General features: G+C 53.8%; 13 protein-coding genes and 3 pseudogenes. 5 read left to right on the top strand and 11 right to left on the bottom strand.

The features are described from left to right. Positions 1-50 precede the first annotated feature (50 nt). A complete protein-coding gene (locus K3T82_RS32260) occupies positions 51-899 on the bottom strand; it encodes a 3-hydroxyacyl-CoA dehydrogenase family protein (protein WP_220197647.1) in 849 nt (282 codons plus the stop codon). Between the two features lie 369 nt (positions 900-1268). Between K3T82_RS32260 and K3T82_RS32255 the strand changes: the two genes are divergently transcribed. Both K3T82_RS32255 and K3T82_RS32250 read left to right on the top strand, forming a co-directional pair. Next, the gene (locus K3T82_RS32255; protein WP_220197646.1) at positions 1269-1778 is read left to right on the top strand and encodes a pyridoxamine 5'-phosphate oxidase family protein; all 510 of its coding nucleotides are present in this window, start codon (positions 1269-1271) and stop codon (positions 1776-1778) included. A 51-nt stretch (positions 1779-1829) separates the two neighbouring features. Then, positions 1830-3035, top strand: a complete 1206-nt coding sequence (locus K3T82_RS32250) for a serine hydrolase domain-containing protein (protein WP_220197645.1) — start codon at positions 1830-1832, stop codon at positions 3033-3035. Between the two features lie 6 nt (positions 3036-3041). Here the strand turns inward: K3T82_RS32250 and K3T82_RS32245 are convergent, their stop codons facing one another. From K3T82_RS32245 to K3T82_RS32230, 4 genes are all read right to left on the bottom strand, one after another. Then, positions 3042-3920, bottom strand: a complete 879-nt coding sequence (locus tag K3T82_RS32245; RefSeq protein WP_220197644.1) for an alpha/beta fold hydrolase — start codon at positions 3918-3920, stop codon at positions 3042-3044. After that, the gene (locus K3T82_RS32240) at positions 3910-4566 is read right to left on the bottom strand and encodes an HIT family protein (RefSeq protein ID WP_220197643.1); all 657 of its coding nucleotides are present in this window, start codon (positions 4564-4566) and stop codon (positions 3910-3912) included. The genes K3T82_RS32245 and K3T82_RS32240 overlap by 11 nt, the downstream gene beginning before the upstream one ends. A 219-nt stretch (positions 4567-4785) precedes the next feature. Further along, a complete protein-coding gene (locus K3T82_RS32235) occupies positions 4786-5262 on the bottom strand; it encodes a flavin reductase family protein (protein ID WP_220197642.1) in 477 nt (158 codons plus the stop codon). 191 nt (positions 5263-5453) lie between these two features. After that, a complete protein-coding gene (locus tag K3T82_RS32230; protein ID WP_220197641.1) occupies positions 5454-6665 on the bottom strand; it encodes an AAA family ATPase in 1212 nt (403 codons plus the stop codon). A 395-nt stretch (positions 6666-7060) separates the two neighbouring features. Between K3T82_RS32230 and K3T82_RS32225 the strand changes: the two genes are divergently transcribed. Continuing rightward, entirely contained in the window at positions 7061-7447 is a 387-nt protein-coding gene (locus tag K3T82_RS32225) for a nuclear transport factor 2 family protein (RefSeq protein ID WP_220197640.1), read from the top strand. Between the two features lie 31 nt (positions 7448-7478). On the opposite strand, the gene K3T82_RS32220 is transcribed toward K3T82_RS32225, so the two are convergent. Continuing rightward, positions 7479-7895 carry a PPOX class F420-dependent oxidoreductase gene (locus tag K3T82_RS32220; protein WP_220197639.1) on the bottom strand — a complete coding sequence of 139 codons (417 nt, stop codon included), beginning with the start codon at positions 7893-7895 and terminating at the stop codon, positions 7479-7481. Positions 7896-8022: 127 nt separating this feature from the next. Between K3T82_RS32220 and K3T82_RS32215 the strand changes: the two genes are divergently transcribed. After that, the gene (locus tag K3T82_RS32215; RefSeq protein WP_220197638.1) at positions 8023-8382 is read left to right on the top strand and encodes a winged helix-turn-helix transcriptional regulator; all 360 of its coding nucleotides are present in this window, start codon (positions 8023-8025) and stop codon (positions 8380-8382) included. An 86-nt stretch (positions 8383-8468) separates the two neighbouring features. Here K3T82_RS32215 and K3T82_RS32210 read toward each other — a convergent pair whose 3' ends face one another. The 4 genes and pseudogenes from K3T82_RS32210 to K3T82_RS32195 all read right to left on the bottom strand — a co-directional run. After that, entirely contained in the window at positions 8469-9464 is a 996-nt protein-coding gene (locus K3T82_RS32210; protein WP_220197637.1) for a DUF6585 family protein, read from the bottom strand. Positions 9465-9615: 151 nt separating this feature from the next. After that, positions 9616-10140 (bottom strand): annotated as a pseudogene (locus K3T82_RS32205) (ATP synthase beta subunit C-terminal domain-containing protein); the annotation flags it as partial. Positions 10141-10280: 140 nt separating this feature from the next. Further along, positions 10281-11411, bottom strand: coding sequence for an RNA-guided endonuclease InsQ/TnpB family protein (locus K3T82_RS32200; RefSeq protein ID WP_220197636.1), 1131 nt, complete (start codon positions 11409-11411; stop codon positions 10281-10283). Positions 11412-11538: 127 nt separating this feature from the next. Beyond that, a pseudogene (locus tag K3T82_RS32195) lies at positions 11539-11700 on the bottom strand (F0F1 ATP synthase subunit beta); the annotation flags it as partial. Positions 11701-11782: 82 nt separating this feature from the next. On the opposite strand from K3T82_RS32195, the gene K3T82_RS32190 reads away from it, so the two are divergent. After that, positions 11783-12919: an ISAs1 family transposase gene (locus K3T82_RS32190; protein WP_220197635.1), complete on the top strand. Its 1137-nt coding sequence runs from the start codon at positions 11783-11785 to the stop codon at positions 12917-12919. Between the two features lie 13 nt (positions 12920-12932). On the opposite strand, the pseudogene K3T82_RS32185 reads toward K3T82_RS32190, so the two are convergent. Beyond that, a pseudogene (locus K3T82_RS32185) lies at positions 12933-13709 on the bottom strand (F0F1 ATP synthase subunit beta); the annotation flags it as partial. Positions 13710-13946: the final 237 nt, after the last annotated feature.

The following is a 13946-nucleotide window of genomic DNA, read 5'->3' as shown; positions in this document are numbered from 1 at the left end:
TACTAAAAAGAACAGGGTTCGCTGGCATTTGCCAGCGAACCCTGTTCTTTTTAGTATTCGTAGAAGCCGCGCCCGCTTTTGCGTCCAAGCATGCCGGAGTTGACCATGCGGCGCAGGAGAGGTGAGGGGGCGTAGAGGGGTTCCTTGAATTCCTCGTAGAGAGCTTCGGCAGCCCAGAGGGTAGTGTCGAGCCCGACGTAGTCGAGCAGGGTCAGAGGACCCATTGGATAACCACAGCCGTGTTTCATGGCAGTGTCAATATCCTCTTTGCTTGCCAGTCCGTTCTCGTACATGCGGACAGCCGCCAGGAGATAGGGGATAAGCAGGAAGTTGACAATGAAGCCAGCGGTATCCTTGGCGACAACCGGGCTTTTGCCAAGCGAGGTGGCGAATTCACGTACGGTCTCGATGGTCTCGTCTGAGGTGTTGATCGTGCGTACAATCTCGACTAGCTTCATGACGGGAGCGGGGTTGAAGAAGTGTAACCCGCAGACCCTGTCAGCGCGCCGCGTGACCGCGCCCATCTGAGTAATATTCAAGGATGAGGTATTACTGAGAATAAGAGCTTCGGGCTTGAGGGCGACATCAAGGGCGGGGAAGAGGCGTAGTTTCTCTTCCATATTTTCGATGACGGCCTCAATGACAATATCGCAATCGGCGAGGTCCTGTATGTCGAGGGTGCCGCTCAAGCGTTCCCGATTAGCCTCAAGTTGTTCGGAAGTGAGTTTGTTCTTCTTTGCCATCATATCCCAGGCACCGTGGATGCGAGCCATGCCTTTGTCCAGGTACTCCTGTGCGACCTCGCGCACAATGGTTTCATAACCTGATTGGGCGCAGGTTTGCGCAATGCCGCTACCCATCAGTCCGCAGCCAATGACACCTACTTTACGAATCGCCATTGATTTTTTGTCCTTTCAAAATAGAGCGTAGGTTGTGAGAGTGGGCGATCTGGCCCTGCCTCTGCTGATACTGTATCACAAAAGGGCAGGGGAGGGCACTTCGGCAGATATGGATGGAGCGAGCCAATACCGTATCTTGAGGTACATCGTGGTGGGTGTTGCGTTTGGCTGCTTTCAGGAATTTTGTAAAGCAGAATATGTGCTACAAGAACTATATTGGGGAAGATGAGCAAGAATGGAGAAGATTTTTTACGCCTATCTGGTATGCTTTCTCAAGATGTGCATTCTTTCACCATGTAAGTAAATTTCGCGGGAGAATTCGGCGGAAGCGCTGTTCTTCCGACTGTAGTGTGATGAAAGGGGTTACTCTTGAAGAACACAGAGCCTGTTACAACCATTGATCCACGCTTCAGTGATCCATCTGCCGTTGCTACGCCGTGGGAGGAAACGCGCCGCGTGCTTGAAACCGCAGAACTGTTCTGGGTCACGACGGTTCGAGCCAATGGTCGACCGCACGCCACTCCGCTGGTGGCTGTGTGGCTTGAGGGCGCGATTCATTTCTCCACTGGTGCCGATGAGCAGAAGGCCGTAAATCTGCGAGAGAATTCCCATGTGCTTCTGTCGACTGGCTGTAATAGTTGGGAGAGTGGGCTAGACGTGGTTGTCGAGGGCGACGCAGTCCAAACCACTGACGAGGCTACGCTCAAGCGACTCGCCGAGGCCTGGACAACCAAATGGAATGGGCAATGGCAATTCGAGGTACGTGACGGTTGTTTCTATCATGAAGCAGGTGGGAGCGCTCTCGTATTCTCGGTTACGCCAACCAAGATTCTCGCGTTCGCCAAAGGGAATTTTGGCTATACACGCCACCAGTTTTAATTGCTTACTCGCAAAGTTCATACATTGAGACAGACAGGGAGGAGAAAGGCGATGAATAGCGGAGGATTGTCGAAAGCGCGGCTTGCTCGCGTGCACGATGTTATGGCTAGTTACGTTGAGCGAGGGGACGTCCCTGGCCTCGTCACATTAGTTAGTAGGCGGGGTGAGATCCATATTGATGAAATTGGGATGCAGGCGTTTGGGAAAAGCGTTCCCATACGGCATGATACCATCTTCCGCATTTCGTCTATGACCAAGCCAATCACGGCTGTGGCAACGATGATGCTCGTAGAAGAATGTAAGATCCGGCTGGACGAGCCAGTGGATACCTTGCTTCCCGAACTTGCTGATCGCAAGGTTCTAAAGCGACTCGATGGGCCACTTGAAGAGACCGTTCCAGCGGAGCGACCAATTACAGTGCGTGATTTGCTCACTTTTTGTATGGGCTTTGGGCAGATGATGCAGCCACCAGATGTCTGCCCAATTCTCGAAGCCGCGAATGAACAGCAGATTGGCATGGGGCCACCGAGCCCGTTGCATATGCCCACTCCTGATGAGTGGGTAGCGCGCCTGGGCCGACTTCCACTTATGTACCAACCGGGCGAACGATGGGTGTATAACACGGGGTCGGATGTGCTTGGCGTGCTGATCGCGCGCGCCTCCGGTCAGTCATTTGAGACATTCTTGCGTGAGCGCCTCTTTGAGCCGCTTGGTATGAAGGATACCAGCTTCAGCGTGCCGAAGGCGTCGCGTGAGCGACTGGCGACGAGCTACTGGACTGATGCATCCACGGGAGAGCTTACGGTATATGACGAGGTCGTAGGGAGTCAGTGGAGCCAGCCGCCAGCTTTTCCGTCTGGAGCGGGAGGATTGGTGTCAACTATTGATGATTATCTGGCCTTTGCTCAGATGCTGCTCTCCCAGGGCAAGTACAATGGCACACGTATTCTCTCTCGGCTCTCAGTTGAAACCATGACGACTGATCAGTTGACACCCGCGCAGAAAGCGGTATCTAGCCTGGTTCCTGGTTTCTTTAATAGCCACGGTTGGGGATTTGGCGTCTCCGTAGTTACCAGGCGCGATGATATCTCGGCGGTGCCCGGTCGCTATGGCTGGGATGGCGGCCTGGGCACCTCCTGGTATTCAGATCCCAGAGAGGACATGATCACTATCTTGATGAGCCAGTGCGCCTTTTCGTCTTCTCATCCTGCTAATGTCGCTTTCTGGACCTCAGCCTATCAGGCGATTGACGACTAGCAAGCTTTATGATGCCTTGCCCTGCTCGATAAAGCGCTGAATGGCCTCGGCGGGGGCGGGATCGACGCCGAAGATGATGATATAGTGGTTGAGCGTTGGGTAGTTGATGTATTGGCAATTGGCGATGGAGTCGCGAATCTGATGGGCATCTGCCTCGGAGAGGAGCTGGTCGCTCTCACTGGTGAGGCCCTGACCCGCGCGTAGGAGCAAGGTAGGAGCCTGGACATTGGCCCATTGCGCTTCCGGCTCGGCCTGGGGATAGTTCTGGCTCTCTTCGCGAATGCCCTGGGCGAAGGCCTTGGAGCGGACGGAACCATTGGGTTCAATACGGATATCGTGCTCGAAATAGAGGTCGATATAGGGGTTCCAATAGGGGCCAAGGTAAGGAGCCTGCTTGAGTCGGTCCAGGTATTCCTGGTAGGAGGGGATGGAGATTCCGAGGCGCGAGATAGCGGCAGTGAGCCAGAGTGGCATCTCGCTGGCGTCTTTCCAGGGCAGTTTCGCACCAGCGTCGATGAGGACGAGTTTACTGAGCTTTTCGGGATAATGGGCGGCGAAGTAGAGGGCGATGAGCGCGCCCAGAGAGTGCCCCACGATGATCGGGCGGTCTAGCTGTAAGGCATCTAGTAATGCAAGGAGGTCGCGTGCGTGCTGGGGAACGCTATAGCCTGTAGATGGTTTGTCGCTATCGCCTCGCCCACGCAGGTCATAGGCGATGACACGGTAAGAGGGAGCGAGGACATCCGCGAAGGATTGGAAGCACATGGCGTTCGCGGTTAAGCCGTGGAGAAAGACGATAGGGGTTCCTTCCTGCCCCCATTCAACATAGTGTAGATTCACATCATCACAAGCGATGAGACCGTTTTTGAGTGGTTCAGTGAGCATAGCCCGCCTCCTGTTCTTGCTGCTCGAATGTATGCCAGTGCGCGATGGTGCTTTGGATGAGTGCTTTTCCTTCCTCAATGCGTTGGGCGACGGGTCGCCACTGGGTATGACCCTGGCTTCTACGGACCACGCCTGGGCGCAAGACCTCCTGAATGATACGCATATAGGGCTCTGGCTCAGGTGGGAAGATCATGGCATGCTGGGCATCTTCCAGATAGAAGTAGTGGCCCTGATGCTGGAACCAGGCGCGAATATCGTTCTGGTCTTCCACCATATGTTTGTGGAGATTCTGCGAAAGGTCGTAGGTCACATCGCCGAAGGGGAAGCAATGCAGGTGCGCATGGAAGACTGTCTGGTGAAAGACGCCATGTTCCCAGAAGATGATGGGCGCATAGTAGTGTTGGAAGAAGCGCGCGACCTCTTTTTTGAGTGTGAAGAGTTCTGTATCCAGGTTAGCGGGTGTGTCGCCGTAGCAGCGATAATGGGTTTTGGGAATGATGAGAATATGGCCCTCAACGAGAGGGGCGTGATCGGCGACGATATGAAAGTTGGTGGTTTCTTTCAAGATATTTGGCGCGAAATGGGCGCGCTCACAGAAGGCGCAGCTTTTCTGGTCAGCGGATATAGCGCTGCTCCCTTGTTGCATGACGACTCTCCTTGTTGTAAGCGGTTGCGAGAGAAATGGTGACCTCATCCACCTCCATAAGGCACTATTATTTCACACCGGCCCGTGTCGCGCAAGGGGCAAGGGGAGGAAGAAGTGGAAAGTGTGATGAGTCCAGGAAATGAGTGCGGGATACGATAGCTTCTCGCTCAACATCGAGCAAGGTAGTTGTTATGAGCTACCTCGCTCGATGTTTGGCTGCTAGCCAGCGTGGCGAAAGCCTGCTTCGCTCATGCTGAGTGGCTGGCCCTCCGCAATCATGCCCGTTTCGACGACTTCCGCGAGAAAGAGGATAGAGTCGCCAGCGTCGAGGCTATTGCGTACCTCGCAACCGACCCAGCCGAGAGCATCGTGGAGGATGACAAAGCCGTCAGGCTGCAGGTCATAGCTAATGCCCTGCAGCTTGTCAGGGTGTTTAAAGGCGGTCTTCCCAAGTGTGCCCGCGAGTTCGCGCTGTCCTGAGCGTAGAACGTTAACTGTGAATTTCTGGCTACGCTGGATCATAGGGAGTGAGTGGGCATCCTTCTCGACCGAGACTGTAATCAAAGGGGGATCAAACGAGACCTGGGAGAGCCAGTTGGCGGTAAAAGCGTTGACCTCGTTCCCTTCGGCGCAGGCCACCGCGTACAGACCATATGTGAACAGGCGTAATACCTGCTTTTTGATTGCCGGGTCCATAGCCTATCCTTTCGTGTAGTCGTGAGAGGTTTTCAGATTCCTCTTCTATTGTACGTCATGGCGAAGGATATGGTAATGATGTAACCCGGTTGCTTCCTTTGGTAGCGTGAGAGTCTTAGCGCTGACTGAAGTGCAACGCCTACATATATAGGCAACTACGCTCTTTCTGCTATCTATCAGAGAAGGTCTTTTCAGGATCTTCTCTGTTTTTTGTTATTGTGTCGCCGTTTGAAATTGCCCTGAACGTGTGCGCGTGGTGCCGAGGGGCGTGAAGACATGTGAGCCTGGGAGTCCCATAAGCCCTGGGGTGGGGTTGTGCCTGGTTGGGAGGGATGTATATCATTGGCGGCTGATTCTTCAGGAGCGATAGTGGGTGGTGGATCAGGGTCGGGCTCAGGGAAGTGATAATGGGCCAGGAGTTCAGGAACAAGTGGCTCAACGAAAGGGTCGATGGTATAGCGCCCATAGGAGGTCGTACGAAGCATGCGTGCCATGACCATGGCATGGAGAATCTGGCGTGTATTGACGGAGCTAAGACCCAGTGCGCGGGCGACATCAGCAGGTGTGAGTTCATCACCGTACGCGTGGAAGAGGCGCAGGATGCTCAAGCGTTCGCGTGAGAGTGCTTTGTGTCCGTTCAGAACAGAGATTGCTAGCGTATCCTCGCGCTCGGCAAGCTGGAACTGAATCGCGCCTGGAGGACAGTAGAGCAGGTGGGTTGTGGGCTGCATCTGCTCTCCCTGCATGCTAAGGTGATAGTAAGAGGGGATGTTGAGGCGTTTGAGGTGGAGATGGTTATCAGCGTAAGCGACCAGGGGCGAGGAGGGCTTGCAGGTATGTAGGAGAAGGATGCAGAGATTATGCTGTTCTGCGAGGCGGCGGAGCAAATCAAGCAGGTCACTGTCGCTCCCTTTGAAGCGGCGGCGTAGTTGCGCTAGATTGTCGATGACTAGCAATCCGGCATCCGCGTTATTCGTGACCCAGACCTCTAGCCTACGCAGACCTGTGTCTGGTTCGAGTGCCTCCCAGGTATTGGTAAGTTGGCAGTGAACATCTGAAGGGTCGACCCCCGGATGTGAGTCGAGATAGCGCGAGTGAAGCTTTTGCAGCCGTAGCATGGATTGATCCAGGGCGCAATAGAGCGCGACTCGCTGGGTAGTTGGAAATTCGTCTATACGCCCGAAGGCATGTGTGCCGAGTGCGACATGCATCATGAGCTGAAAGGCGAGCAGGTTCAGTCCTACATGGGGGTCGCCAGTCATCAAGGTGAGGCCCGGTGCGAGCAGGTTTTGGATGGGCCAGACCTGCTCCTGCACTGAGGGGAGATATTCTAAGGCGAATTGTTTGTATGTCAGAATGGGGAGCGAGGGGCGGGAGAATATTTGAAGATTCTCGCGTGACATGAGACCTCCTGGCGCGTGGTGTGCGCTCTATGGGTAGGCTTCAAAGACATATGGAGTTTCAACCACACTACTAACAACATCACAACCACAGCATAAGGAACATACAAGTGTATATGTTGATAGCATAAATGATAACATAGCAATTGTCAAGTTTTTATGTATTGTATTAAAATAATTGGATGAAAGGGCTAGTTGTCGATTAAGATGCGCGAATATCAGCCTCCTTGTGCGTAATATATGTTTGGCTTTGTGATAAGGCAAAGAGGATTGAGATGGCGCTCGGAAAGCAAGAGGAATATGACAGTGGATGTCAGGAATGGAATGATATACTCTGGAAAGGAAAAGCACTGCAGAATTAACATTCGCTTTCTCTGTACAAAGGAGTTGTCTTTTAGGTGAATCAGCACAACATTCAAGTGGTTGAGCGGCTCTGGAAGCTCATAGATACATTCCAGTTTGAGGACATGGCACCATTGTTGCATGATGACTTTATTTGTGAGTGGCCGCAATCAAAGGAGCGAATTCGGGGTCGCGACAATTTCATCGCATTGTGCAAGCATTATCCTGGTCAGTGGCGGGTCGCGAGCTTGAAGGTTACCGCTGCCAGCGAGCAAGTGATTTCAGAGGTTATGATGCAATATCAGGAACAAAGGATATACGCCGTCTCCTTTTTCGAGTTTCGCGCGGACCAGATTGTCCGACAGTGGGAATATTGGGCGGATACGTATCCCGCGCCAGAGTGGCGAGCACAATGGGTTGAGGCGATGGAAGAGGAGGCCTGAGTAGTCGCTCAAGCCCCCTCTTCTACCGTCTCTAATTGCCCTGTCCCCAAGGACCAACACCGCTGATGCGTTCGGGCGTAATGTGGGTGATATAGCCTTCGGGGCCACCTTCAGAGACGTACTCAGCCCCCTCTTGAATATATGTCTGAGCCAGCTTATTCAGCAGCTCAGGCGCTCCACCTTCAGTAATCCTGGCGCGCCCATTGATGATCAGATAGTTATCCAGCGCGCCAGTCTGCCCTCCGGTCTCCACTGAGAGCGTGACGCGTGGGTCACGCTGAATGTTCTGCAACTTCTGGTAGAACTTCAAGTGACCACAGACAATGTCATCACCATCCAAGCCGACCCATACCATCGTCACCTGGGGGCTACCGTCCTTATTGATGGTGACAAGGTGAGCTGGATGGCCCGATGAGAGGGCCTTGCGGACTTCGTCGCTCAGTTTCATAGATGCTATGTAATCCTTTCGTGAGAAATGTTCTAGGGCAACTATACACAGTGCCATTACTATTTACAAGTATGCACATTTTTGTGTTATAGTATCAAAAAAGGTACCTATGGAGGCTCGTGCATACATGAGTAATGAGCAATGCCAGTATAGCTGTCCGGTGGAGGCGACGCTTGACGTGATTGGCGGCAAATGGAAGGGGATTATCCTTTATAAGCTCCTGGAAGGCTCCCAGCGCTTTAGCGACCTGAGGCGTCAGATGCCAGCGATCACACAGAGGATGCTCACCCTGCAGTTGCGTGAACTCGAGGCGGACGGGATTGTGCATCGTGAGATCTACAAGCAGATTCCGCCCAAGGTCGAGTACTCCTTGACGGAATTTGGTAAGACTCTGGAGCCTATTTTGCTTGCGATGCTGTCCTGGGGCGATCAATATACTACTCAGATTATTGAGCGTAAGGTAGCGAGACAGCCGCAGCCTGCGTAGTGGTGAGATCTACAGAATGTCAGAGGGCATGTTGAAGTGAGAGCAGAGAGTGGGGGGGGTGAGGTAATCTCACACCCCCTCTCCATTTAGCCCTGGCGGGCGCGCAATGTGTTGAGCAAACCGACAAAGAGGGGGGCATTGGGCAATTCGCTGGTAGAGAGGTTGAACCAGGGCAAGTTCGCGGGCTGTTTTGTGATCAGAATGGCGAGGGGCGAGACCTGGACGCTGGCGATCTCATGCCAGGAAAGGTTCTTATTGCCATCGCTTAAGCCCTGGGGGTAGATAGTGACTTTGCCGAAGGGAAGCGATCCGCCCTGCTGGAAACTCTCCAGAAATTGCGGCAGACGACGTTGAAGCAATTGCTCTTCAATGAGCTCACCCAAGCCGGCATAGGCATTGAGACTGGCGTAGCCGCTGATCTGGACGAAGCCGCCGCTGGACGATATCTCGCCCGCGCCAGAGGAGATGCTCATGCTACCGCTACTATTCTCCACCATGTCTATGAGTCCCGCATAAGGCCCTGTGAGCAGGTTGAAGGCGAAAGTTGGCCCGTTCATTGGCTGCACACTATAGCCAAGGATTGAGGGGACGCCATTGAGGATACCAGCCTTGCGCCAGACATAGGCAATATCTTCCCAGCGTAGCGCGGAGAACTGTCCTCCCTGAGTATAGACGAGTCCACCGGGACAGGCCCAGGCGCGAAAGTCATGCTTGCCACCTCCACCAAAGCTGCCGCGCGTGAGCCGGATCAACATAGGGGCGAATGGTAGGAAGACCACCAGTACCACGCCAGCGGTAACCAGATTAAAGGGGAACGGCACGACCAGGAGTGGGACCACTATTCCGACGAGCAGACCGATGCCACCTCCGATGAGGCCCATGAGAAGTGGAATTTGCAGCGCGGATCTCCCCGCGTTGGAAGTGTTCGCGCCCCGATTATACTCGCGCACTGGCGCTCCCAATCCTGCGGCTTCAGCAACCTGAAAGACGGCTGGCGGGATCTGTGCGGGTGGGGTCGTTCCCCCGAATGGGGATGTGAACGGATTGTTCACTTGACCTGGATATTGTGGCTGCCATGCCATTGGTATGAACTCCTCTGTAGGCTGGGTCTAAATAATACGCGCTTACTGTGAGGGTCAAGAGATTGCTATAGAGGAAACGTGGATGTGAGGTGTTTTTACAGGGGAGAGTTGGAGCGTCTATACTCTCCCCTGTGGGGCTTGCAAAATGGGTCTACGGTCTGGTTTCTTCTTGGAAGCGCTGGATGACTTCATCGATGGAGCCAGCCATATAGAAGAGTGGTTCGGGAATGACGTCGTGCTTGCCATCAAGAATTTCGCGCACGCTACGTATGGTCTCGCGTAGAGGAACATAGCGGCCCTCGCGACCCGTAAAGACCTCCGCGACCGCGAAGGGCTGCGAGAGGAACTGCTGAAGCTTGCGGGCACGGGCGACAGTCAGCTTATCTGCTTCGCTGAGATCATCAACACCCAGAATGGTAATGATATCCTGAAGCTCGTTATAGCGTTGCAGGGTACGCTGAAGGCTGCGTGCTGTGTTGTAGTGTTCTTTGCCAACCACCAGCGGATCAAGCACGCGACTGGTCGACGCGAGTGGATCGACCGCCGGGAAGAGTGCCTTCTCAGCGATGGCGCGGTCGAGCACGACAGTTGAATCAAGGTGCGCGAAGGTGGTCGTGGGTGCGGGATCAGTATAGTCATCGGCGGGTACGAAGACAGCCTGTAGTGAGGTGATTGACCGTTCTCCGAAACTTACCCAGATATGGACAAGCCATACACAGTGTTCGGTTCCTGCTTCACTGCAGACAGCAAGCCTTTCGCTCGTCTTACACCTGCTCCACAGGCGTCACTTCCCGCAGAACTTGCGGTACGCCGTTTTCATTGTGCCAACGCTGCTAAGTTTCTTGCGGCGTTGGCATCTCGATCCTGCACGTTCTCACACTCCATGCAGACAAAGACCCGATCCGAAAGCGTCAGTGTTTCATTGATCCAGCCACAACAGGAACAGGTTTTTGAGGAGGGTTCCCAGCGCGATGCCAGCAGCACCTTCACCCCTGCCTGTTCGGCTTTGTAGAGGATCTGCCGCTTGAACTCGTACATGCCCACATCCGCAATGGCTCGAGCCAACCTGCGGTTCTTGAGCATGCCTGCAATGTTCAAATCCTCTAGGACAATCACACTCGGCCGCTCTTGATCAGGTTTGGTTCTCGCCACAATCTGAGCGGTCGCTTGGTGCAAGGCATCTTGGCGCACGTTGGCGATCCGGGTATGCATTCGTGAGAGGCGTTGCCTGGCTTTCTGGCGATTGCGTGATCCTTTGGCCTTGCGGCTATGACGTCGTGAAGCTCGCTTGAGTGCCGTGATCTTCTTGCGCAACGCCTTGGGGTTCTCGAAGGTGCGTCCATTAGAGAGGGTTGCCAGGGTTTTCACGCCAAGATCAACCCCAATGACGTTACCTCTGGCTGGCTGGGGGTCTTTCGCTTCCTCGTGGACACAGATCGAGACAAACCACCTGCCTGCTTGTTCATGGATGGTCGCACTGCTAATCTTGCCACCCAGAGGGAAATAGCCATGCTCTTTGAGTCGGAGCACCCCCAAACGAGGCAACTGGATGGCATCAGGAGACACCCGAATGGTTCCGGTGAAGCGTGCTCCACCGATGGCTTTCTTCCGGCTTTTGAATCGTGGGTAGCCACATTTCCCTTTCCACATCCCCTCTTTCTTGAGCCGACATTTGCGGAAGAAGTGTTTGAAGGCCTGGTCCAGATCGCGGAGTCCTTCCTGAAAGGCGCACTTGCTGACCTCGTATGTCCATGGGAGAGAGGGTTTGAGGGCATTGATCTCGCGATGCAGATCGATGGCGCTGGGTGATTTCGCTCCTGCCTTGTAGGCCTCTTGTTTGCGGCGAAGGCCATAATTGAAGGCCCAGCGAGCGGCCCCGGCATGTTTGCGGCAGAGTGTCTTTTGTCGATTATTGAGATCAAGTTCTCCCCGATACCCACGGACCATCGGTTGCTCTTCCTCCTCGGTGCTGAGAGTAGAACAAACATACCAGATTACCACGGCTTTGGCAAGAGGGGGAGATACATGTCCTTATTTGTCACTTTCTGTCTAGAGAATAGAAAACTAACTATATGCCCTTCTTTGTTGAGGTGATACGTTCCTGCAACTCGCCCATCTCCTCGGCGAGGTTGGGCTGATAGCCAACGGCAGAGGGCATACGCCCAAGCAGGGCTGAGACTTCCGCGCCAGCCTGCGTGAAGCGAAAGATATTGTCAATGAAGAGCAGTACATCCTCAGGGCAATCGCATCTAAATAAGCTCAACAACAAAAAAGAAGAGGAGGTGATAAAATAAGCAAAAAGAGCGGGAGACCACGAGATGGAGGAGAATGATCGACGAGATCTGGAAAGCCTGTTTGCGCAAGTAGAAGACCCTCGGATGGAGCGAACCAAGCTGCATCGATTACGAGATATCATCATTCTGGCGATCTGTGGAGTCGTATGTGGAGCAGAAGGTTGGGTTGAGATCGAGGAATTTGGGAACGCCAAAAAGGCCTTTTTTACGGATTTGCTGGACTTGCCCAATGGAATTGCGTCCCACGATACGTTCGGGCGAGTGTTTGCCCTCATTGATCCCAAACAGTTTGAAGCAAGTTTCATCCGATGGGTGCAAGGGATCAGCCAAACAGTCAAAGGAGTGATCGCAATTGATGGCAAAACGCTGCGCCGCTCGCACGATCAAGCAGCAGGAAAAAAAGCACTGCACCTGGTGAGTGCCTGGGCGGTCGAAAATCGCCTGGTATTGGCTCAACTGGCAACGGAAGAGAAGTCCAACGAGATGACCGCCATCCCGCTGCTCTTAGAGCAACTGGCGCTCAAGGGCTGTATTGTGACCATTGATGCGATGGGAACGCAAACGAAGATTGCCGAGCAGATTATCGAGCAAGGTGGCGACTATGCTCTGGCTCTCAAAGACAATCATGGAGACCTGTTTGACGAGGTGAAAGCAACGTTTGCTCTTGCGGAAAAAGACGGCTTTGCCGGCCCATACTGGGAGTCAGATCGACAGGTCGAGAAAGGTCACGGCCGATTGGAAATCCGTGAACAGTGGACGCTCAGTGATCCGGAAATTCTGGCGTATCTCGATCCGGAACACCTGTGGAAAGGCTTGCGAGGCATTGGGGTCGTACGAGCACAACGACGCATGGAGCACAAGACCACCAAAGAAACGCGCTACTTCTTGCTCAGTTTTTCGTCAGTCAAAACCTTTGCCACCGCGGTCAGAAGCCACTGGGGCATTGAAAACAGCCTGCATTGGGTCCTCGATATTGCCTTTCGGGAAGATGAATCGCGCATCAGGCTTGGTCATGCTGACGAAAATCTCGCGGTGCTCCGCCATATCAGCTTGAATTTGTTGCGTCAGGAACGCTCCTCCCGTGTTGGCATCCATGCCAAGCGTCTCAAAGCCGGCTGGAACGACCAGTATCTTTTGCGCGTTCTGGATGGGGTTAATTAGATGCGATTGCCCTGAGTACATCCTTGTGCTCCTGGTCGCGGAAGTACTCGGCCATTGTCAGACCAGTCAGGGCCACGCGGAGGCGCGCTCCGGGCGGTTCATTCATCTGACCAAAGACCATCGCCACGCGGTCAATCACTCCACGCTCGATCATCTCATTGTAGAGATCGTTGCCTTCGCGGGTGCGCTCCCCGACGCCCGCGAAGACGCTATAGCCGCCATGATTGAGCGCGATATTTTTGATAAGTTCCTGAATGATTAGCGTCTTGCCTGTGCCCGCGCCACCGAACGCGCCAATCTTGCCACCCTTCATGAAAGGGCATACCAGATCGATGACCTTGATACCTGTCTCCAGAATTGCCGTGTCTCGACTCTGCTCCTCTAGCGCGGGCGCGGGTCGATGAATGGGGAGCGTTGGAGCATCCACAATGGGCTCTTTGTTATCGATAGCTTCTCCAAGCACATTGAAGACGCGTCCCAAAGCCTTAGCTCCAACGGGAACCGAGATCGGGTGCCCCATATCACGGGCCTCCAGACCTCGCCCCAGGCCATCAGTTGGACCCATCGCTACGCAGCGTACCCAGTTGTTGCCAATATGTTGCTCTACCTCGCAAGCCAGTTCCTTACCACTATGCGGATTAGTAAGGCGTATCTCGTGGTAGATACCTGGCAGATGCTCGCCTGGGAATTCTATGTCCACTACCGGTCCTAACACCTGTATAACCTTGCCAATGCGCTCCGCTGGCGTGCTCCTCGCCTGTTCCCGCGTCTGATCCGTCGTCTGTGCCATATCTTCAATCTCCTTCTGCTTACTTGTAGTGTTATTTTCTTTTGTCTACCTCTACTGTATGGCAAGCGCGGAGCTTTCACCTGACGCAAATAACGTATCTTTTGCCAGCGTGATGTGAGCTTTGTGGGGGCAGGGTAGGCAATATAACGTAGACCCGCGTGTGAGAGGTGATTGGGATTTCATATACGGCTGAGTGTTGCGTGAGAGGAGAGAGGACGCGTATACTACGCTAGCGCG

It is taken from the genome of Ktedonospora formicarum (genome assembly GCF_016587355.1).
Lineage (GTDB): Bacteria > Chloroflexota > Ktedonobacteria > Ktedonobacterales > Ktedonobacteraceae > Ktedonobacter > Ktedonobacter formicarum.
This window is presented reverse-complemented; position numbering and strand designations above follow the sequence as displayed.

Excerpts from the sequence above, each read along its gene's own strand:
- K3T82_RS32250 (WP_220197645.1), top strand. The coding sequence starts at position 1,830 with ATGAATAGCGGAGGATTGTCGAAAGCGCGGCTTGCTCGCGTGCACGAT.
- K3T82_RS32210 (WP_220197637.1), bottom strand. The coding sequence starts at position 9,464 with ATGGCATGGCAGCCACAATATCCAGGTCAAGTGAACAATCCGTTCACA.
- K3T82_RS32190 (WP_220197635.1), top strand. The coding sequence starts at position 11,783 with ATGGAGGAGAATGATCGACGAGATCTGGAAAGCCTGTTTGCGCAAGTA.
- K3T82_RS32230 (WP_220197641.1), bottom strand. The coding sequence starts at position 6,665 with ATGTCACGCGAGAATCTTCAAATATTCTCCCGCCCCTCGCTCCCCATT.
- K3T82_RS32215 (WP_220197638.1), top strand. The coding sequence starts at position 8,023 with ATGAGTAATGAGCAATGCCAGTATAGCTGTCCGGTGGAGGCGACGCTT.
- K3T82_RS32200 (WP_220197636.1), bottom strand. The coding sequence starts at position 11,411 with ATGGTCCGTGGGTATCGGGGAGAACTTGATCTCAATAATCGACAAAAG.
- K3T82_RS32235 (WP_220197642.1), bottom strand. The coding sequence starts at position 5,262 with ATGGACCCGGCAATCAAAAAGCAGGTATTACGCCTGTTCACATATGGT.
- K3T82_RS32245 (WP_220197644.1), bottom strand. The coding sequence starts at position 3,920 with ATGCTCACTGAACCACTCAAAAACGGTCTCATCGCTTGTGATGATGTG.
- K3T82_RS32220 (WP_220197639.1), bottom strand. The coding sequence starts at position 7,895 with ATGAAACTGAGCGACGAAGTCCGCAAGGCCCTCTCATCGGGCCATCCA.
- K3T82_RS32260 (WP_220197647.1), bottom strand. The coding sequence starts at position 899 with ATGGCGATTCGTAAAGTAGGTGTCATTGGCTGCGGACTGATGGGTAGC.
- K3T82_RS32240 (WP_220197643.1), bottom strand. The coding sequence starts at position 4,566 with ATGCAACAAGGGAGCAGCGCTATATCCGCTGACCAGAAAAGCTGCGCC.